This is a genomic window from Mucilaginibacter aquaedulcis, assembly GCF_030409325.1.
GTDB classification, from domain to species: domain Bacteria; phylum Bacteroidota; class Bacteroidia; order Sphingobacteriales; family Sphingobacteriaceae; genus Mucilaginibacter; species Mucilaginibacter aquaedulcis.
In genome coordinates this window covers 74,949-93,833 of sequence record NZ_JAUFPR010000003.1, presented here as the reverse complement: position 1 = coordinate 93,833, position 18,885 = coordinate 74,949, and the positions used below count along the sequence as shown (strand labels likewise).

At 43.4% G+C, this 18,885-nt stretch carries 17 protein-coding genes; 12 read left to right on the top strand and 5 right to left on the bottom strand.

Annotation, left to right across the window (positions count from 1 at the left end):
- Window positions 1–22: 22 nt before the first annotated feature.
- Both QWZ01_RS15620 and QWZ01_RS15615 read right to left on the bottom strand, forming a co-directional pair.
- Window positions 23–403, bottom strand: a complete 381-nt coding sequence (locus tag QWZ01_RS15620) for a DUF1634 domain-containing protein (protein ID WP_290324805.1) — start codon at window positions 401–403, stop codon at window positions 23–25.
- Window positions 404–419: 16 nt separating this feature from the next.
- Window positions 420–1,256, bottom strand: a complete 837-nt coding sequence (locus tag QWZ01_RS15615; RefSeq protein WP_290325772.1) for a sulfite exporter TauE/SafE family protein — start codon at window positions 1,254–1,256, stop codon at window positions 420–422.
- A gap of 142 nt (window positions 1,257–1,398) precedes the next feature.
- On the opposite strand from QWZ01_RS15615, the gene QWZ01_RS15610 reads away from it, so the two are divergent.
- From QWZ01_RS15610 to QWZ01_RS15595, 4 genes are all read left to right on the top strand, one after another.
- The gene (locus QWZ01_RS15610; RefSeq protein ID WP_290324803.1) at window positions 1,399–3,243 is read left to right on the top strand and encodes a UbiD family decarboxylase; all 1,845 of its coding nucleotides are present in this window, start codon (window positions 1,399–1,401) and stop codon (window positions 3,241–3,243) included.
- An 85-nt stretch (window positions 3,244–3,328) separates the two neighbouring features.
- The gene (locus QWZ01_RS15605; RefSeq protein ID WP_290324801.1) at window positions 3,329–4,186 is read left to right on the top strand and encodes a hypothetical protein; all 858 of its coding nucleotides are present in this window, start codon (window positions 3,329–3,331) and stop codon (window positions 4,184–4,186) included.
- A gap of 161 nt (window positions 4,187–4,347) precedes the next feature.
- Window positions 4,348–5,727, top strand: coding sequence for a M16 family metallopeptidase (locus QWZ01_RS15600; RefSeq protein ID WP_290324799.1), 1,380 nt, complete (start codon window positions 4,348–4,350; stop codon window positions 5,725–5,727).
- Between the two features lie 14 nt (window positions 5,728–5,741).
- The gene (locus QWZ01_RS15595; protein WP_290324796.1) at window positions 5,742–7,079 is read left to right on the top strand and encodes a M16 family metallopeptidase; all 1,338 of its coding nucleotides are present in this window, start codon (window positions 5,742–5,744) and stop codon (window positions 7,077–7,079) included.
- 247 nt (window positions 7,080–7,326) lie between these two features.
- Here QWZ01_RS15595 and QWZ01_RS15590 read toward each other — a convergent pair whose 3' ends face one another.
- Entirely contained in the window at window positions 7,327–8,415 is a 1,089-nt protein-coding gene (locus tag QWZ01_RS15590; protein WP_290324794.1) for an AI-2E family transporter, read from the bottom strand.
- Between the two features lie 135 nt (window positions 8,416–8,550).
- A complete protein-coding gene (locus QWZ01_RS15585; protein WP_290324792.1) occupies window positions 8,551–10,032 on the bottom strand; it encodes a glycine--tRNA ligase in 1,482 nt (493 codons plus the stop codon).
- Window positions 10,033–10,171: 139 nt separating this feature from the next.
- Between QWZ01_RS15585 and QWZ01_RS15580 the strand changes: the two genes are divergently transcribed.
- The 4 genes from QWZ01_RS15580 (at window position 10,172) to QWZ01_RS15565 (ending at window position 13,306) form a co-directional block, all read left to right on the top strand.
- On the top strand, window positions 10,172–10,837 hold the full coding sequence (locus QWZ01_RS15580) for a ferredoxin reductase domain-containing protein (RefSeq protein WP_290324790.1): 666 nt from the start codon (window positions 10,172–10,174) through the stop codon (window positions 10,835–10,837).
- 77 nt (window positions 10,838–10,914) lie between these two features.
- On the top strand, window positions 10,915–11,622 hold the full coding sequence (locus QWZ01_RS15575) for an ATP-binding cassette domain-containing protein (protein ID WP_290324788.1): 708 nt from the start codon (window positions 10,915–10,917) through the stop codon (window positions 11,620–11,622).
- A 482-nt stretch (window positions 11,623–12,104) separates the two neighbouring features.
- Window positions 12,105–12,599 carry an outer membrane beta-barrel protein gene (locus QWZ01_RS15570; RefSeq protein ID WP_290324786.1) on the top strand — a complete coding sequence of 165 codons (495 nt, stop codon included), beginning with the start codon at window positions 12,105–12,107 and terminating at the stop codon, window positions 12,597–12,599.
- A gap of 173 nt (window positions 12,600–12,772) precedes the next feature.
- Complete coding sequence (locus QWZ01_RS15565; RefSeq protein WP_290324785.1) at window positions 12,773–13,306, top strand: hypothetical protein; 534 nt, start codon at window positions 12,773–12,775, stop codon at window positions 13,304–13,306.
- A 71-nt stretch (window positions 13,307–13,377) separates the two neighbouring features.
- Here QWZ01_RS15565 and QWZ01_RS15560 read toward each other — a convergent pair whose 3' ends face one another.
- Window positions 13,378–14,376, bottom strand: a complete 999-nt coding sequence (locus QWZ01_RS15560; protein ID WP_290324784.1) for a helix-turn-helix domain-containing protein — start codon at window positions 14,374–14,376, stop codon at window positions 13,378–13,380.
- A 252-nt stretch (window positions 14,377–14,628) separates the two neighbouring features.
- On the opposite strand from QWZ01_RS15560, the gene QWZ01_RS15555 reads away from it, so the two are divergent.
- The 4 genes from QWZ01_RS15555 (at window position 14,629) to gldG (ending at window position 18,876) form a co-directional block, all read left to right on the top strand.
- Window positions 14,629–15,144 (top strand): hypothetical protein, encoded by a 516-nt coding sequence (locus QWZ01_RS15555; protein WP_290324782.1) that lies wholly within the window; start codon window positions 14,629–14,631, stop codon window positions 15,142–15,144.
- Between the two features lie 36 nt (window positions 15,145–15,180).
- A complete protein-coding gene (locus QWZ01_RS15550) occupies window positions 15,181–15,669 on the top strand; it encodes a hypothetical protein (protein WP_290324780.1) in 489 nt (162 codons plus the stop codon).
- A 136-nt stretch (window positions 15,670–15,805) separates the two neighbouring features.
- Entirely contained in the window at window positions 15,806–16,309 is a 504-nt protein-coding gene (locus QWZ01_RS15545) for a hypothetical protein (RefSeq protein WP_290324778.1), read from the top strand.
- Window positions 16,310–16,479: 170 nt separating this feature from the next.
- Window positions 16,480–18,876, top strand: coding sequence for a gliding motility-associated ABC transporter substrate-binding protein GldG (gene gldG, locus QWZ01_RS15540; RefSeq protein ID WP_290324776.1), 2,397 nt, complete (start codon window positions 16,480–16,482; stop codon window positions 18,874–18,876).
- The last annotated feature ends 9 nt before the right edge of the window (window positions 18,877–18,885 follow it).

Genomic DNA, 18,885 nt, shown 5'->3' with positions numbered 1-18,885 from the left:
TTTTATATTTTTTTAATAAGGCTTATCCGGCGTGGCCGCTGAGCATACTCGCGGTAATGATCAGCAGTACCAGAATGGTAATTCCGGTGTACAGGTAATCTCTCTCCAAAATAAAACCTATGGCCGAAAAAACTACCCGGAGAATAGGGGTTGCTATGAGTAAAATAATACCGGCCTGTATAATGGCCCTGCCTCTGAATGTAATAACACCATTAAATATACCCGGCGCATTATGTACAAAATCAGGTACGCCCTTAAAGGTGTGGTAATCGGCTGGGATATGGCCATGGCGATACAGATAGATAATGCCGCCAATAAAAATAATGCTCATAGACAGTAACACCCCGAGGCGGAGTATCCAACCTATAACGGCTTGCATATCGGTATCTTTAAAACGGCTCATCTTTTTAATATATCATTTATATTTTTCCGGCAAAGCCGTTATATATCATTTGCGTAGCTAAAAACGTTACCACTATGGCAAATATCCAGCGCAACCAACCCGATGAGTTCGTATGCACCAATATTTTTGATCCGCTCAAGGCACCCAGCAAAACGCCTATAGCTACAGGCATTGAAAGTCCCGGGTCAATGTATCCGCGTTGCAGGTAAACAACCGCGCTGGCAGCAGCTGTAACGCCTATCATGAAATTACTGGTGGTGGTTGATACTTTAAATGGAATGCGCATAACGGTATCCATAGCCAGCACCTTTAACGCGCCAGATCCAATACCCAGCAGCCCGGATATTACTCCTGCAAAAAGCATCATAAAAAAGCCGCTGCCAACATTCTTTACGCTATAGGCCACAGGACCGTTAGCAGTTGGGAAACTACTGTTGAGCTTTAGCTTTTCGGCCAATATGTTTTTTTCCTGGTTTATAAGTTCGGCCTTTTTTCGTAACGACATTACAGCCGAGGTAATAAGGATAACACCGAATAAAATAGCGATAAAATTTGTGGGGATATAAACTGCTATTAAAGCGCCAACCATTGCCCCGGCGGTGGTGGCAATTTCTAAAAACATGCCCAGCCGTATATTGGTGATCCCTTCCCTCACATAAGCCGCTGCCGAGCCCGATGATGTAGCTATTACCGATACCAGCGAAGCCCCGATAGCGTAATGAATATCAACCTTTAACAATAAAGTAAGCAGGGGGATAATGACAAAACCGCCACCCAGGCCCGTTAATGAACCCAATAAACCCGCGAAATACGAGCCGATAAATATGATCAGTGTAAGTACAATTACCGACATCATTTTGCAGTCAACTTGAATGCGAAAGTAGCAAAAAAATGTTCATTAGTTCATTTGTATCATTGCTTCATGGGTATGTGATTTGTCATTAATGTGACCATGCACAATTGACCGGATAAATCAAATATTAGTACTTTCGTGCATGGGTTATAAAAGTTTACAGGACTGCATTGCCGATCTTGAAAAAAATGGTCATCTGGTACGTATTAAAGAAGAGGTTGATCCGTATTTGCAGATGGCAGCCATTCATTTACGGGTATTTGAAAACCAGGGGCCTGCTATTTTATTTGAGAATGTTAAAGGCAGCAAATTTCCTGCTGTATCCAATTTATTCGGAACATTGGAGCGCTCGAAATTTATTTTCCGGGATACGCTCGATAAGATCAAAACCCTTGTTGAACTCAAGAATGATCCCATAAAAGCTATCAGGCATCCCTTTCAATATACCAACGTGGCGCTTACTGCTTTATCGGCCCTGCCGATGAAAAAAAAGAGCGGGGCACCTGTTAATTTTGGTCGCTGCCAGATAAGTGATATTCCGCAGATTGTGAACTGGCCGATGGATGGCGGACCTTTTGTAACCATGCCACAGGTATACACCGAAGACGCTGACAAACCCGGTATCATGAATGCCAACCTGGGCATGTACCGCATACAACTGGCCGGCAACGATTATATTTTAAATCAGGAAATAGGCCTGCATTACCAGATACACCGGGGTATAGGCGTGCATCAAACCAAGGCAAATGCCAAGGGGCAGCCGCTAAAGGTGAGCATATTTGTGGGCGGCCCGCCCGCGCACCCCGTAGCCGCGGTGATGCCATTGCCTGAAGGCTTATCAGAAATGACCTTTGCCGGGGCGCTGGGTAACCGCCGTTTCCGCTATTTTTATGACGATGAGGGCTTTTGCATTTCTGCAGATGCCGATTTTGTGATCACCGGAACAGTTATGCCTCATGATAATAAGCCCGAAGGCCCTTTTGGCGACCACCTGGGTTACTATAGTTTGATACACCCATTTCCTTTATTGAAAGTGCACAACGTGTATCACCGTAAGGATGCGGTGTGGTCGTTCACCGTAGTTGGCCGTCCGCCGCAGGAGGATACCAGTTTTGGGGCTTTGATCCACGAGATCAGCGGAGCTGCCATACCTAAGGAAATACCGGGTTTGCACGCCGTTAACGCGGTGGATGCGGCAGGGGTTCATCCGCTATTATTTGCTACGGGCAGCGAGCGTTATACACCTTACCTCAAAGAGCGCAAGCCACAGGAAATAATCACCATAGCCAATCATATACTGGGCAAAAGCCAGCTGAGCCTGGCCAAATACCTGTTGATAGCGGCACAGGAAGATGACCCGTCACTGGATGTAAACAATATAGCGGCATTTTTAAATCACATATTGCAGCGGGTTGATTTTACACGCGATCTGCACTTTTACACCCGTACCACCATTGATACCCTTGATTACAGCGGCAGTGGACTAAACTCGGGCAGTAAGGTAGCCATTACGGTAGCAGGAGAAATTAAACGTGAACTTTGGACTGAGCTGCCTTCCTGGTTTAGCTTGCCCAAGCCGGTTAATAACTATAAAATGGCGCTCCCGGGTGTACTCATGGTTGAAGTGCCCAAGCATATAAACCATAAGGATATTGATAATATTATCAGCATTATGGAATACAAGCTCAAGGAGGATGAAGATGAACTCAGCGGTTTAGCCCTGATAGTACTTTGTGATGATGCCGCCTTTGCTGCCCAAAACGTTAATAATTTTGTGTGGGTAACATTTACACGCAGTAATCCATCGCATGATATATATGGCATTGGTAGTTTCACCGAACATAAACACTGGGGCTGCACCGGCCCATTGATCATTGATGCCCGTATAAAACCTCACCATGCCCCCGTCCTGGAAAAAGACCCCGAAGTTGAAAAACTGGTTGATAAAATGGGCGAAAAAGGAGGCTCATTGCACGGAATTATTTAAGGGACTGTGGGATTATAAGACGATAGGACGATTGGACTGTGAGAGGATTAGACGGACGAAAGATTATTAGACAAAAGACTATTGGATGAAAATCAACGCAATCATTACCTTCATCAAAACCAATAGTAAAGAAACCATCAATCAACGGTCAAAAATCAACGTAATCACCACCATCATCCAAAATCAACGGTCAAAAAATCAACGTGATCGGCGTAATCATCAGAATCAACGGTTATCTTTGCCCGCTATGAAGAATTTTGTGTTTTGTTTAATGGTGATGCTGGTTGCTGTAGGTTGTGCTAAAAAAGAAGTACCTCACTATACCATATCCAGATTAGTTAAAAGCGATACAGCAAATATGCTGACAGTTAATATAGCCAAACGCCTGAGCCAGGCAGATCTGTTAAGTATTGCCGCCAAGGTAAAAGAAGATAGCTCGGCATTAACCAACCTGCAATTGAGGTATCTGCTGCCGGGACACAATGATAAAAACACCGGCGAAAACAACTTTTACGCCATAGCCAAATATCCAAACAAAGGCAATGTAACCATGCAAGATACCCTGAAAGATGCCGATGGCAACGAGGTACGCCTGAGAATAACCGGCCTTACCGAGCAGGTTGCCAAACAACTACTGGCTTTAAACCCTAAAGAAATACAGGGCAAAAATATTTTGGGCCGTTTTGTTGATGATTATAACGAAACCGTAATTATTCCGTTTACGGATGCTACCGACCCCAAAAAGGAAATATACATTATTGAACTGGATGCGACCGGCAAAGTAGTTTCGGCAACCGTACCGCAGATTGATAATAAAGATGGGATACAAAAACTGGTGGTTACTCACCGTGGCGACTATTGTACCCTGAAGGATAGTGTTCTCACCCAGTATTCGATTGACGATCTTGGGCTGCCTTATAACAGTATAAAATCAGGTATTTAACACGTTTTTGCTGCCTGGCAAAACTTGCCGGCAGTAAATTAAATGTGCGGATATCACTTTATGCAGAACAGCAGTTAAAAAACACGCCTTAAAATCCGTAAAATCTTCCAGTTTTATAGAATATACCGATATATTTATAGTGTAAAAAATATTATAAGTATATGACCAGGAACTTTATCAAAACTTTAGCACTAAGTGTTGCAGGAGTGTTTAGCTTTTGCTGTGCAATAGCGCAACCCCGATTGCCGGAAGGCTACTTCTGGAAAAAGCTTCCAAACGGATTGGAAGTTGTGGTTATTGAAAACAGCAAGGTGCCGCTGGCAACCATTGAAATTGCTGTAAAAAACGGTGCTTACACCGAGGGGCCCGAATTTAGCGGCCTATCGCATCTTTTTGAGCACATGTTTTTTAAGGCCAATAAGGATTATCCAAACCAGGCGGCATTTTTAAAACGCACGCAGGAATTGGGCGCCATCTGGAATGGCACAACCGATGTGGAACGGGTTAATTACTTTTTTACTTTTGACAGGGATAGCCTTAAAGCGGGTTTAAAATTCATGAACGCGGCCATCCGCTTCCCCATCTATCGCGAAGAGGATATGAAAAAGGAACGCCCGGTGGTTGACGGCGAGTTTCAGCGTGCCGAGAGCGATCCAGGTTTTCAGCTTTGGTACGGTATCCAGCAAAAGCTTTGGGGTGATCTCATCACCCGTAAAAACCCAATAGGTATCCATGAGGTGATCAACACGGCCACGCCCGAAAAAATGATGATCATTAAGGATAAATATTACTTCCCTAACAATAGCTTGCTTACCATTTGCGGCGATGTAAAACATGAAGCTGCCTTTGCCATGGCCGAAAGTATTTTTGGCGACTGGGCCAGCAGCGGCTTTAACCCGCATGAAAAATATCCTATACCTCCTTTTAAACCGCTTACCAAAAGCGAGTATTTTGTGAAGGAAAGCACCATTGCGCAAACACCATACATGGAGCTTACCTGGCAAGGGCCATCATACCTGACCGATTCGGCATCTACCATTGCAGCTGATGTGTTCTCGACCATCATCGGGTTAAACTCATCTAAGTTTCAGCAAGCTTTGGTTGATAAGGGACTGGCAAGCGGTGCTTCTTTAAATTACACAACCAGCCGCTATGTTGGCCCTGTTGATATCAACGTTGTCCCTAACCCTAACAAGTTAAAGGAATGTTATGATGAATTGATGAACCAGATAAGCCAGTGGGTTAAGCCGGATTATTTTACCGACGAGCAATTGAAGGATGCCAAGGCCATTCTGCTTAGAAACAACATCCATCAGAAAGAAAAACCATCAAGTCTTGCCAGCCAGTTGAGCTATATGTGGTGCAGTACCTCGCTTGATTTTTATACCGATCTGGATAATAATTATCAAAAGGTAACCCGTGCCGATATACAAAAATACCTGAACACTTACGTGGTAGGTAAACCGTATGCAGCGGGTATCATTATAGCACCTGCGTTGAGTAAACAACAGAATGTAGCTTCGTTTTTTGTAGCTAAGTAAATTTTAAACTTATCATGATGAAGAAATATGTATTCACCCTGCTGATTGCAGCGGCGATAGGAAATATAAAGCCGGTACAGGCACAAAATAAGGCTTACGAAACCACGGTTAACGGTGTAAAGGTAATTGTGCAGCCAAGCGGTAACGATATTGTAGAGATACAAACTATTATAAAAGGCGGTGTACAAAATTACAAGGCCGATAAAATGGGTATCGAATCGATAGCTATGGACGCGCTTACCGAGTGCGGAACCTTAAAGCACGATAAAAACAGTTTTAAAGATCAGCTGGATAAAGTAAGCGCTACCGTAGCAGGCAGCAGCAACAAGAACTACTCTATCCTGCGCATGAATTGTATCAAAGGTGATTTTGATGTGGTTTGGCCTCTATATGTTGAGGCGTTAACACAACCGCGTTTTGATGCCAAGGAGTTTGCCCGTATTAAACAGGATGCTATCAACAACATTAAACAAGCCGATTCGCAGCCCGATAATGCCATTGACAAATATGCCGACAAAATAGCCTTCGCCAACCGCGATTACGCTAAGGACCCTAACGGTACGGTTGATATTGTAAGCAAGCTTACTCCTGAAGAAACAAAGGCCTATTACCAGTCCATATTAACCCATTCACGCCTGGTGATTGTGGTAGTTGCCGATCTGGATAAGGAAGTTATTGAAGCCAAAGTAAAGGCCATGCTGAGTGGCATAAAACAAGGTGCCCCGTTTGAATTTAAAAAATCATTTTTCAGGGTTTATAAAAATTCCTTCAATTCAGAATCAAGAGAACTGGCTACCAATTACGTAGAAGGGATCACCAGCGGTCCGCAGCCCGGCACTGCCGATTTTGACGCGTTCAACGTAGCCATGCGCATATTTGCCAATCGTCATTTTTTAGATGTACGTACCAACAATGGTTTATCATATGCCCCGCAGGCCTGGTTTAGCGTCGGGCAAACCTCAGTGGCTAAATTCGCGGTATCAACTACACAGCCCGATAAATATATAGCGGTGTTTGATAAACTGGTTGATAAAATAAAAACAGAAGGTTTTAAGGGTGATGAAGTTGCCAACATGAAGGTTACTTACCTTACCGGCTTCTATTATAAAAACGAAACCAATAGCGCACAGGCATTTTCCATAGCATCAAACGAAGTATTGTTCAACAACTGGAAACGCTCATTAACCCTGGTAGATGATGTAAAGAAACTGACTACAGAGGAAGTAAGCGACGCTTTCCGCAAATACATCAATAACATTGTTTGGGTTTATCAGGGCGACCCTAAAAAGGTGAACCAGATATTATATATCAACGGCACCCTGAACAAAGCTGATAATCCGGTAAGTCATTGATTGAGTCAAAATTAAAAAGGCAAAAGTTATTGGTTGCTGAATATAAATAGTAGGAAGAAATAAAAAATTGTCATTGCGAGGTACGAAGCAAGAGCGAACAATGCAAATCCGCGATTGCCGCGCTGCGCTCGCAATGACAAAATACAGCGATAATGTGTTATTTTATTGTTTAAGATGCCAACTTAATGGCAAGCTTTTCACAAAGCTGAGTTTCACCGATATTTCTGCATCCCGTAATTTTTGCTTTTTAATTTTGACTTTTGACTTTCCTCTGCAGAAGTCCTTTATAGCGTGTGGGAATGGTATCGCCCAGGAGTTTGCCCCAGGGTTTAAGGTTATCAATACGGTCAAACACTATCTTTAGTACGGCCACAAAAGGTATGGAGAGGAACATGCCTGATAGGCCCCAAAGCATATTGCCCAGCAGTACTACAATGATTGATACCAGCGCGTTGATCTGCACCTTTGATGATACGATACGCGGTACCAGTATATTATTATCAATAAACTGTATCACCATATAGGCAATGATAACACCCAGTTGGGTAGAGTAACCATCTTTTGTAACTGTAGCCATCAGTACAGGCAGAGCAATGGCTATGATGCCGCCAATGTAGGGCAGCAAATTCAGTATAGCGCCAATAACCCCGATCAGTATGCCATACTTTACACCTAATAGCAACAGCGCTGTTGAATTAAGGATGGCTACAATTGCCGTTTCAATCAGTAAACCTTGTATGTAGCTTTGTATGGCCATTTTGGTTTCCTTTAAAACATCGGCCACCTGCCTGGAATTTTCTTCGGCAAATACCTCAAACAGGAAGTTAAGGATGAGGGTTTTGTAAAACAAGATCAGGAACACATATACAGGTATAATAAACACCAACCCAAAGGTGCCCAATACCGAGCCGAGCGTACGGCCAATGAGCGCCTGGCTATTATTCATGGCATCCTTGATCAATTGATCCTGCTTTTGAACAGAATAATTAAAAGTAGCAGCCACCCAACTTTTAAATGTAACGAACATCTCCCCGAATTTTTGCTTCAGCGTAGGCAGCGAATCACTGAACTGTATAAGCTGGGTAGAAAGAAAATAAAACAACGCGATGATCAGTACCGCCGCGATAAACATGGCAATAATGATAGACAATATCTTAGGTACCTTTTTCCCTTGCAGCCAGTTGCATACAGGATTAAGTAAAATGGCAATAAAAGCAGCGAAAGCCAATGGGATAAGCACATCGGCCAGTTGCGAAAAAACATAAACCAGTAAAATAAGCCCAAACAGGGTTACGGTACTTTTTAAATAAAAGGGGTACTCTTTAATAGCAGGCATAGGGGCAGGAGGTTAATTATACCAATAAGGAATAATGCTTTGAATTGTTTTGACCTTAAAGGTAGAGCATTCGGCCCTGTAAAACAAAAAGGGCCCGCTGATCAGCGGGCCCTCCGTATATGAGCATTAGTTTGCTTATTTCAATAGATTTCTCCAGCTCACCTGGTCGCCGATGATCTTTTCAAGGTCGGCAGATGCCACACGTTCCTGTGCCATGGTATCGCGGTAGCGGATGGTCACGGTATCATCTTCAAGCGTTTGGTGATCAACAGTGATACAGAAAGGAGTACCAATAGCATCCTGACGGCGATAGCGTTTGCCTATGGCGTCTTTTTCTTCGTACTGGATGTTGAAATCAACCTTTAAGCGATCCATGATCTCGCGGGCTTTTTCGGGCAAGCCATCTTTTTTGGTCAACGGGAAAATAGCGGCTTTAACAGGGGCCAGGCAAGGGTGCAGGCGAAGCACGGTACGGCTATCCTGTTTATCTTCAGTGCTCAGGTCTTCTTCCTCAAACGCATTGATCATAGTAAGCAGGAACATCCTGTCGAGCCCGATAGAGGTTTCAATTACATAAGGGATATAGTTACCGTAAGGTTTGCCGGTTTCAGGATCAACCTCAGGGTCAAAATACTGCATTTTTTTACCGGAGAACTGCTGATGCTGGCTCAGGTCAAAATCGGTACGGCTGTGTATACCTTCCACTTCTTTAAAGCCGAACGGAAATTCAAACTCAATATCATAAGCGGCATCAGCATAATGAGCCAGCTTGGTGTGTTCATGGTAACGGTATTTGGCGGCGTCGGTACCCAGGGCAAGGTGCCATTTCAGTCGGGTTTCTTTCCACTGGTTAAACCATTCTTTTTGAGTGCCGGGGCGTACAAAAAATTGCATCTCCATTTGCTCAAACTCACGCATGCGGATAATGAACTGGCGGGCAATAACCTCATTACGGAACGCCTTACCAATTTGAGCTATACCAAAAGGGATTTTCATCCTGCCCGATTTTTGAACGTTCAGATAGTTTACAAATATACCCTGGGCAGTTTCGGGGCGCAGGTATATGGTATCTGCATCATCGGCCACGGCACCCATCTGGGTACTGAACATCAGGTTAAACTGGCGCACATCGGTCCAGTTGCGGGTACCGCCGATAGGGTCGGCAATTTCATGTTCCAGTATCAGTTCTTTCAGGCGAGGCAGATCCTCATTTTTAAGGGCCTCGTCCATATCATGCTGCAACTGTTCGGCCTTGTCAGTTTTACCATCTTTGTCGTAACGCTCTATTTTATCTTCCAGCAGCTGATCGGCACGGTAACGTTTTTTAGAATCTTTATTATCGATCATCGGGTCGCTGAAACCATCAACGTGTCCGCTGGCCTTCCATATTTTAGGGTGCATAAATATGGCACTGTCAATACCAACAATGTTATCGTTCATTTGCACCATGGCTTTCCACCAGTAGGTTTTGATGTTGTTCTTTAATTCGGCACCAAACTGCCCGTAATCATAAACAGCGCTCAGGCCATCATAAATCTCGCTTGAAGGGAAAACAAAGCCATATTCTTTGGCGTGCGATATAACATTTTTAAAAAGTTCGTCGGTTGATTTGCTCATAATAGCTGCAAAGATAGTTTTTTTTGGATTTTTAGAATTGGGAATTTATTTGCTACGATTTTATAAAATTTTATAATAAGCTAAAACCAAATACCGGGTAATTCCCTTATCTTTCATATACCAAATTATTTGCCTCATCATGGAACATATTGTCAGAATCCTGGATATACATCCCGTTACCCACAACGTAAAACAATTTATTATTGAAAAGCCCGATGATTTTACCTTTACACCGGGGCAGGCAACCGAGTTGTCCATTAACCAGGATGAATGGGCCGATAAACGGAGCCCCTTTACCTTTACCAATTTTACCGATGATCATTTTCTGCAGTTCACCATTAAGATATATACCGACCATGCGGGTGTTACTAACCACTTGGGCGAACTGAAAGTTTGCGACGAGCTGATCCTGCGCGAACCTTGGGGCACCATTGGATACAAAGGGCCCGGATATTTCATTGCCGGAGGGGCAGGCATAACCCCATTCCTGGCGATACTGAGGCAGCTTAACCGGGATGGTGCACTGGCCGATAACAAGCTGTTCTTCTCCAATAAAACCGATCAGGACATTATACTGGCCGATGAACTCAAAAGCATGCTTGGTGAAAACGCCCTGTTTACCATAACCGATCAGAAAGACAGTGAGCATGACCAGCGCCGCATTGATGCCGAGTTTTTAAAGGCCGAGGTAAAAGACTTAAGCAAGCATTTTTACGTTTGCGGTCCCGATGCCATGGTGCAGGAGATAACCGGTATACTGACCGACCTTGGCGCCAATGCCGATGCTGTTGTTTTTGAGAGATAGCGGCAGGGTATCGAAAAATATCAAACAAATCCGAAATCGAAATTCCGAATTCCGAAATACTCTTTTACATTTGAGGCATGAGTATCCGGGTGCAGGCATTAACAAAGGTTTACGGTACGCAAAAGGCGGTGGATGGTATCAGCTTTAGCGCTGAGCCCGGTGTGCTGGGCTTTTTGGGGCCCAATGGCGCCGGTAAATCTACCACCATGAAAATACTTACGGGCTTTATCCCCCAAACTTCGGGTGAGGCCTCTGTTTGCGGGTTTGATGTGGTAAGCCAATCTTTGGATGTGCGCCGCCGTATTGGTTATCTGCCCGAGAGCAACCCGCTGTATACGGATATGTATGTCAAAGAATCATTGGGCTTTATTGCCGGTATTCATCAGCTGCATGAGCCCGAAAAACGCATAGCCGAGGTTATTGAGCAAACTGGCCTTGGTCCCGAGCAGCACAAAAAAATAGGCCAGCTATCCAAGGGCTACCGCCAGCGGGTTGGGTTGGCCCAAGCCATTCTGCATAACCCCGATGTGCTTATTTTAGATGAGCCTACCTCGGGCCTGGACCCTAACCAGCTGATAGGGATACGTCAGCTGATCCAGGAGCTGGGCAAAACTAAAACCATTATCCTGTCTACCCATATTATGCAGGAGGTGGAAGCAGTGTGCAGCAAGGTGATCATAATCAACAAAGGCAAAATAGTTGCTGATGATACCCTGGCAGGTTTGCGGGCTAAAAATAATAATGATACCCTCGAGCAAATATTTATTTCCCTTACCGCCAATTGATAAATAGCGGCTTCCCCTTTTACAACTTTTTAAAATTTTATTTTAACACTTTTTGGTTCAAAAAACTTCAAAATTGGCAGGGTTTTATTTAGTTTTTGATGGAATTGGCTCAAAGGATCGCGTTTTTATTGGTTTTTGCGCTGTTTTTTGAGGTTTAAAAAGTTGTAATTTGCTGATTATTAAGTGTTTGATTTGTATTTTTTTTTTCGGATTGTTTTCAACCCTGACCGGATTGATTTTTTGGAAAAGAAATTCCCTGCGGAAGCACCTGAACAAATTTACGAAAATAAGGGCTGAAAATTGAATTTTACCTTTGTGATTTTATACTTAGGATAATGAAAAAATAGACGGAATGAATTATTATGCCGAATTATTTTAAAATATTTTGAAACTATTTTTAATAATAAGCGTCTATTATTCAATAACCGCAGTTAATGGAACCCCGCCTTTAGCTGTATAATAATCACATCAAACCAAAAACCATGAAAAAAATTCTATTAGTATTAGCCCTTATCGCGGGCACAGCATTCACCACTTTCGCACAAACTAAATCTGGCGGCGCCGGAAAATTCAGCATTGGCTTTGAGGCAGGTTTGCCAACCGGCGACGCTCACCATATTTTCAATTCAGTATTGGGCGGTTCATTAAAATATGAACTACCTGTAGCTCCAAGTACATACTTTACAGTTTCTGCCGGATATAATTCTTTTCATGCAAAAGACGTATTTGGTGGAGGTTCATACGGTGCCATACCTGTTAAAGTGGGTGTTAAATACTATATCCAGAACGGATTTTTTGCTGAGGGACAAGTAGGGGCCGCGTTTGTAACTGAAAGTGGCGGTGGTACAGCATTCGCTTATTCGCCAGGTATCGGTTACACTTTTGCCGAAGGTTTTGAACTGGGTATCCGTTATGAAGGCTGGTCAAAAGACGGTACTTTAGGCCAGGCCGGTTTACGAGTAGCTTACCGTTTCTAAAATAATTAACAGATCATGATTATGAAGGCCCGGTGATATTATTACCAGGCTTATTTATTTAATATCCATTAATAATTATATTTTCGCGGCTTAAACATTCGCGGCTTTTATGCGTCTGATAGTTCAAAACGCATATAACACAAAAACAAACCCGCGTTATCTTATTACACTTTATGAAAAAAATCTTACTAACCTTAATCATTGTTACAGCAACAATGTTCACCACCTTAGCGCAAACTAAAATTGGCAATGGCAAATTCAGCGTAGGCCTCGAAGCCGGATTACCCGTAGGCGATGCAAGTAATTATGCCGATTATGTTATAGGAGGTTCGCTCAAGTATGAGCTTCCGGTAGCTAACAATCTGTTCATTACCGGAACGGCAGGTTACAGCAGCATACATGCCAAAGGCATTAACATTTCTTTCAGCTCACCAAACTATAGCTATGAGTTTCATAGCGATGGCGGCTCTGCGGGCCTTATCCCTGTAAAAGTAGGTGCCAAGTATTATTTTGATAAGCGCTTTTTTGGCGAAGGGCAGTTAGGCGCGGCCTTTACCACCTCAGGCAATGGCAGCACATTGTTCGTTTACTCGCCGGGTGTTGGTTATACTTTTGATGGTGGTTTTGAGGCCGGTTTCCGTTACGAGGCATGGTCAAACAACGGCACTATCGGGCAGCTGGCTTTACGCTTAGCCTACCGTTTCTAACCAATATTTTTAAAAAGGAAAAAAGCCCGGAGATCATATCCCGGGCTTTTTTTATAGGCAAGGGGCATCAGTTAATAAATGTTCCTTACCCGCTTGTATATCTTATCTCTTAATGTGTTAAAAAACATACTTCTTTCCTTTTCGCCTACCAGGCTAATATGGGTTGATTTGCTGATGATGTTCTGCAGGTTTTTATAAGTGTAATCGCAAAAGGTTTTGTCCTGCGTGCCCATGAAATTTAGCCCGTTATGGTTCAGGTAGGCAATCTGCTTATCATCGGCATGTACATATATGGAGTTATCGCCAATCAGGCATTCGTTCACATAAATGTGATAGGGAGCATTTGTAGCCATGGGCGTCTGGTTAAATATAAATTTTCGCCCGGCCTCGGCCTGCGCCTCTATATGGTTCAGCAGCTCCACCAGTTGAGTGTATACCAGCAGTAAAATATCCTTATCGGCAAAAATATTGGTATGCCGGTAAAATTCAATTTGCCTGATGGTCACATGGATACTCTCCTCCGTCCATATTTCGGTAGATGGTATCTGCGTGTACAGCCTGATGATCTCCTTCGCCGTTTCTGTGGTTTCGGAATCTTCTTCATAGCCATTAAATTGTTGCCTGGCCAGTTCGGGGTAGCCAATAAGTGTGCGTTTCCAGAAAAAGAACTTAAAGGCGCTCAATTCCGGGAACTGCATAAAATGAAACAGCGGTACATCCTTAGTAAAAAAATAGATCTGCCCGTTTTTTAATGTTTTAAACAGTTTAAGGCTATTTAAAACATCGTGCAGGTAATCATTAAACGTGAACGTTACGCTGTTAACCTGGTTGCCAGCAAAAAGCACGGTGTTGTTGTTGAGCTGTAAAAGTTGATCTACCGAAACTTTATACTTGCCACATAGCAACTGTACCTCATCCAAACTGATGGGTTTTTCGCCCCGGATGCGCCGGTAAGCGCTGTCGTTACTGATATCGAGCAGTTCGGCCACCTCATCTACAAACGAAAGATGAGGCGCAAGCTGCGACCTGATGTGATTAAAAAATAATAATTGAGCAGGGTTATTATCCATAATCCAAAATTTAGGGGGAATGTTTGGTATTTATTAATAAGCTATCTCATCGGTTTTAGTAAAAAATGCTAAAAATGGTTTTAACTGTCTATAAATGTAGTAAATATCAAAAGTTTTTTCAAATGCCTGTATTACAGTATTTAAAACCTGCTTAAAATGTTGAGCGGGTGTTGTTTTCTCATTTTATAACAGGTATGGCGGCCTGTAGCTTTACTGTAAACATTATCATTATTAACAATCAAACTTATGGATATGAAAAAGTTAATACTATTAGCAGTTCTGGGCTTAATTTCATTAAATAGCCTGGCCCAAGCCCCTGCAAAACCAGTTGTAAAAGGCGGCAGTAAATTTAGCGTGGGTGCCGAAGGCGGTTTACCCACGGGCGATGTGCATTTACTTTTTGGTAAAGTGATTGGTGGGTCGCTTAAATATGAGATCCCTGTTGCCGCCAACATTTACTTCACCATTTCGGCAGGTTATAATTCTTTTATCCTGAAAAAAGAGTTTAGAGTAGATGGTTATAAATCATCTGCCGGGTTTGTGCCCTGCAAATTGGGCATTAAAGGCTACGTGGAAGGTGGCTTGTTTTTAGAAGGCCAGTTAGGGGTAACCTTTAGCACAGCGGACGGTGGCGGTAACGCTTTTACTTATGCGCCCGGCCTTGGGTACACTTTTAACGGCTGTTTTGAAGCGGGCGCACGTTATGAGGCATGGTCAAACAACGGAACCATTGGCCAGGCTGGCTTAAGGCTGGCTTACAGGTTTTGATGTAAGCCACATTTTCATATTTCAAAAACTGATCAAATGAAAACGATAATCTTTTTAAGCCTTGCAGGGTGCTTAGCGCTTTGCAGTTGCAGCAAAATCATACACCCGCATGAAGAGGTAATGTCGAGCTTTAAAACAAAGGACGATGTGAAAAAACAGTTTGGCACACCCGATGAAAAAAGGGAGCTGAACGAAGTTACGGAATGGTTATATAACTGCGATACCATATCGGCCTTTGCTGCATCAAAAACAAAGGTACGGATGCATGGAACCCTTAATAATGTTTATGGAACTTTTGAGCACCCAAGTACAGATGTCAATGAATTTACCCACTACATCCATTATGTGAAATTTGATTTTGACAAAAAGGGAAAGGTTATCGATTGGGATAGCAAAGAGGTGAATTTTGCACAAAAGAGGATAAGTATAGTTAAAACAGCTGCGCTTGTAATGGGAGTTGGAATAGTGATAAGTCTCTATGCATGGCATGAGGCATTTGCACAATTAGGGAAACCAGCCAAGTAAATTCGTGCTTTATGAGTTAAAATTCTCCTGCCATTTGGTGAGAAACGATAAGTAGCGCTATGATTTTCAATCCTATTCCATCCGGAAGATTTAATTGCAACGTTGTTTTTCATATAAACCTAAAATTCACAACAACATGAAATTGATAATTTTTTTAAGCCTTGCAGGGTTCTTAGCGCTTTGCAGTTGCAGTAAAATCATACACCCTCATGAAGAGGTGATGTCGAGCTTTAAAACGAAGGAAGATGTAAAGAAACAGTTTGGTATACCTGACGAAAAAAGGGAGCTGAACGAAGTTACGGAGTGGTTGTATAACTGCGATACCATATCGGCCTTTACGGCATCAAAAACAAAGGTGCGGATGCATGGAACTTACAACACGGTATATGGCAGTCTTGATCGCCCGAGTACAAACGTAACTGAATTTACCCATTACATTAGTTACGTAAAATTTGATTTTGATAAACAGGGAAAGGTAATCGGCTGGGATAGCAGGGAAGTGAACTTTGCTGAAAAAAGGATAAGACCAGGAGCCACGGCGGCAGTTGTAATAGGTTCGGTAGTAGGGGTACTTTACATCGCAGAATATTTATGGCTTAATAATTTGTTAAGTAGTTTGGGAAAATCAAGTACACAATAACTATTAAATAATAACAAGATCTTAAATGATGAAATCATAAACCTGTTTTATGCTGAATAGAAGGATAGCTATTGTAACTCATAAAGGATCACGCGCTAATAAAAGTGCTGTTACCCTTTTTGCTTTAGCACAATAATATTGTAATTTCGGCGCTTAACATCGTTTGAAAATTGCTTAGCATCCTCAAAAAAGAAATCACCTCATACCTCAGTTCGTTGGTAGCGTATGTTACTATCGGGGTATTTTTATTAGTGCTGGGTTTGTTTTTGTGGGTGTTTCCCGATTCAAGCATTTTAGAGTACGGCTATGCGGGCCTCGAAAGTCTTTTCAGTACCGCGCCCTACCTGTTCATGTTCCTGATACCGGCAATTACCATGCGCTCATTGGCCGAGGAACGTAAAGAGGGTACTTTCGAGCTGCTGTTCACCCGGCCGCTTACCGATTGGCAAATTATAACAGGGAAATACCTGGCCAGCTTACTGCTGGTGCTTTTTGCCCTGCTGCCTACATTGGTTTATTATTTTTCGGTAAGTACGTTGGGTACACCGCAGGGTAATATTGATACAGGGGCGGTCATTGGCTCATACATCGGTTTGTTTTTGCTGGGTGCTGTGTTTACGGCTATCGGGTTGTTCGCTTCGTCGGTAACCAAAAATCAGATCATCGCCTTTACCATAGCCGTATTCCTTTGCTTCTTTTTTTACAGCGGTTTTGATTCGTTGAGCCAGCTGCTTTCATTGCAGGATCTTGGTTTGCAAAACCTGGGTATTACGGAACATTACCAATCCGTGAGCCGCGGCGTACTGGATACGCGCGATCTGGCTTATTTCCTGGTGGTGGCCGGTTCATTTATATGGCTTACGCTGTTTGTCATTATCCGTCAGCGTAAAAAGAAACTGTTTTCGGCTACTATGCTGGGTTACATTGGTGCTTTGATCGCTGTAATTATTTTATCGAATATCACGTTTACCCGTTTTGACTTTACTGCCGAAAAACGATATACCATATCGCCCATCAGCCGCCAAATTGTAGATGGCCTGCAACAGCCGGTAAAGGTGACGGTTTACCTGCAGGGCAACAATTTGCCGGGAGGCTTTAAACGCCTGCAAGGTGCTACGCGCGATATGCTGAATGATCTGCAAGCCTACAGCCATAGTAAGCTGCAGTTTGAATTTGCCGATCCGCTGAAAAACCTTTCGGGCGAGCAGCAAAATCAGGCTATTCAGGATCTGGAAGCCAGGGGGATTGAACCTACCAACCTAAGCGTAAAAACGGATGATGGTGTATCGCAAAAGCTCATATTCCCGGCCGCATTGGTATCCGTGAACGGCAAGGACATCCCTGTAAAATTACTGCTGAGCAGGATAGGCCTCTCGCCCGATGAAGTGCTTAATAACTCCATTCAAAATTTAGAATACGCTTTTGTATCGGCCATAAAGAAAGCGGCCAGTGGGGGCAAGCCACAAATTGGGTTTACCGAAGGCCATAATGAGCTGACTGACCTGCAACTGAACGATGCCATGAAATCGCTTGCCGATGGTTACGAGGTTGGCCGGGTAAATTTGAACAGTATTACTGCTGTAGGTTTGCAGAAGATGAAACTGCTGGTGATACCCAAGCCCGACAAAAAATTTACCGAGCTGGAAAAATTCAAGCTCGATCAATACATCATGCACGGTGGCCGGGTGCTGTGGGCTATTGACCAAGTAAACGCCGAGCTCGACAGTTTGCGCGGCCATGGCGGCGAGCAGCTGGCCTTTGCCAAGCAACTGAACCTTGACGATCAGCTTTTCCGTTATGGCGTACGTATCAATTATGATTTGATAGCCGATATGAACTGCTCGCAAATACCTATAAGCACCGGCAACGTGGGCGGGCAGGCGCAAATACAAATGCTGCCTTGGCTGTTTTACCCTATATTTATCCCGATATCCAAACATCCGGTAGTAAAAAACCTGGACGGCATCAGCAGCGAATTTGCCAGCACCATTGATCTGCTCGATACTAAGAACGTTCAGAAAACTATCCTGTTAACTTCATCGCCCTACAATAAAAAACTGAGCGCGCCGCATATGCTATCGTTACAGGCACTGGAGCAGGAACCGAATCCTAAAGAGTTTCAGAGCACGCCCAAAACGGTAGGGGTGCTGCTGGAGGGTAAATTTATATCCGACTGGCGCAACCGCCCGCTGCCCGAGGGGCTGCAGGAGCAGGTGGCCATACAGTCCGAAAGTGTACCTACCAAAATGATTGTGATAAGTGATGGCGATATTTTGAAGAATCAAATAGGCAGCGATGGTTCGCCATACCCTTTGGGCTACGATCATTATACGCAGCAAACCTACGGCAACAAAAACCTCCTGCTGAACATTGCCGACTACATGACCGACGATTCGGGCCTGATAGCGCTGCGCACCAAAGAGATCAAGATACGCTTGCTCAACCGGGCCCGCATCCGTAACGAAAAAATGTATTGGCAGCTGGTAAATACAGTTGCGCCATTGATTTTAGTGTTAATATGTGCTATTTTTCAACATTACATTCGCAAACGGAAGTATGCCCATTAAATTTTATAT

Coding starts and splice junctions, on each gene's coding strand:
- QWZ01_RS15595 (WP_290324796.1), top strand. CDS start 5,742: ATGATGAAGAAATATGTATTCACCCTGCTGATTGCAGCGGCGATAGGA.
- QWZ01_RS15550 (WP_290324780.1), top strand. CDS start 15,181: ATGAAAACGATAATCTTTTTAAGCCTTGCAGGGTGCTTAGCGCTTTGC.
- QWZ01_RS15590 (WP_290324794.1), bottom strand. CDS start 8,415: ATGCCTGCTATTAAAGAGTACCCCTTTTATTTAAAAAGTACCGTAACC.
- QWZ01_RS15605 (WP_290324801.1), top strand. CDS start 3,329: ATGAAAATCAACGCAATCATTACCTTCATCAAAACCAATAGTAAAGAA.
- QWZ01_RS15610 (WP_290324803.1), top strand. CDS start 1,399: ATGGGTTATAAAAGTTTACAGGACTGCATTGCCGATCTTGAAAAAAAT.
- QWZ01_RS15545 (WP_290324778.1), top strand. CDS start 15,806: ATGAAATTGATAATTTTTTTAAGCCTTGCAGGGTTCTTAGCGCTTTGC.
- QWZ01_RS15560 (WP_290324784.1), bottom strand. CDS start 14,376: ATGGATAATAACCCTGCTCAATTATTATTTTTTAATCACATCAGGTCG.
- QWZ01_RS15555 (WP_290324782.1), top strand. CDS start 14,629: ATGAAAAAGTTAATACTATTAGCAGTTCTGGGCTTAATTTCATTAAAT.
- QWZ01_RS15615 (WP_290325772.1), bottom strand. CDS start 1,256: ATGTCGGTAATTGTACTTACACTGATCATATTTATCGGCTCGTATTTC.
- QWZ01_RS15580 (WP_290324790.1), top strand. CDS start 10,172: ATGGAACATATTGTCAGAATCCTGGATATACATCCCGTTACCCACAAC.
- QWZ01_RS15600 (WP_290324799.1), top strand. CDS start 4,348: ATGACCAGGAACTTTATCAAAACTTTAGCACTAAGTGTTGCAGGAGTG.
- QWZ01_RS15565 (WP_290324785.1), top strand. CDS start 12,773: ATGAAAAAAATCTTACTAACCTTAATCATTGTTACAGCAACAATGTTC.
- QWZ01_RS15620 (WP_290324805.1), bottom strand. CDS start 403: ATGAGCCGTTTTAAAGATACCGATATGCAAGCCGTTATAGGTTGGATA.
- QWZ01_RS15570 (WP_290324786.1), top strand. CDS start 12,105: ATGAAAAAAATTCTATTAGTATTAGCCCTTATCGCGGGCACAGCATTC.
- QWZ01_RS15575 (WP_290324788.1), top strand. CDS start 10,915: ATGAGTATCCGGGTGCAGGCATTAACAAAGGTTTACGGTACGCAAAAG.
- QWZ01_RS15585 (WP_290324792.1), bottom strand. CDS start 10,032: ATGAGCAAATCAACCGACGAACTTTTTAAAAATGTTATATCGCACGCC.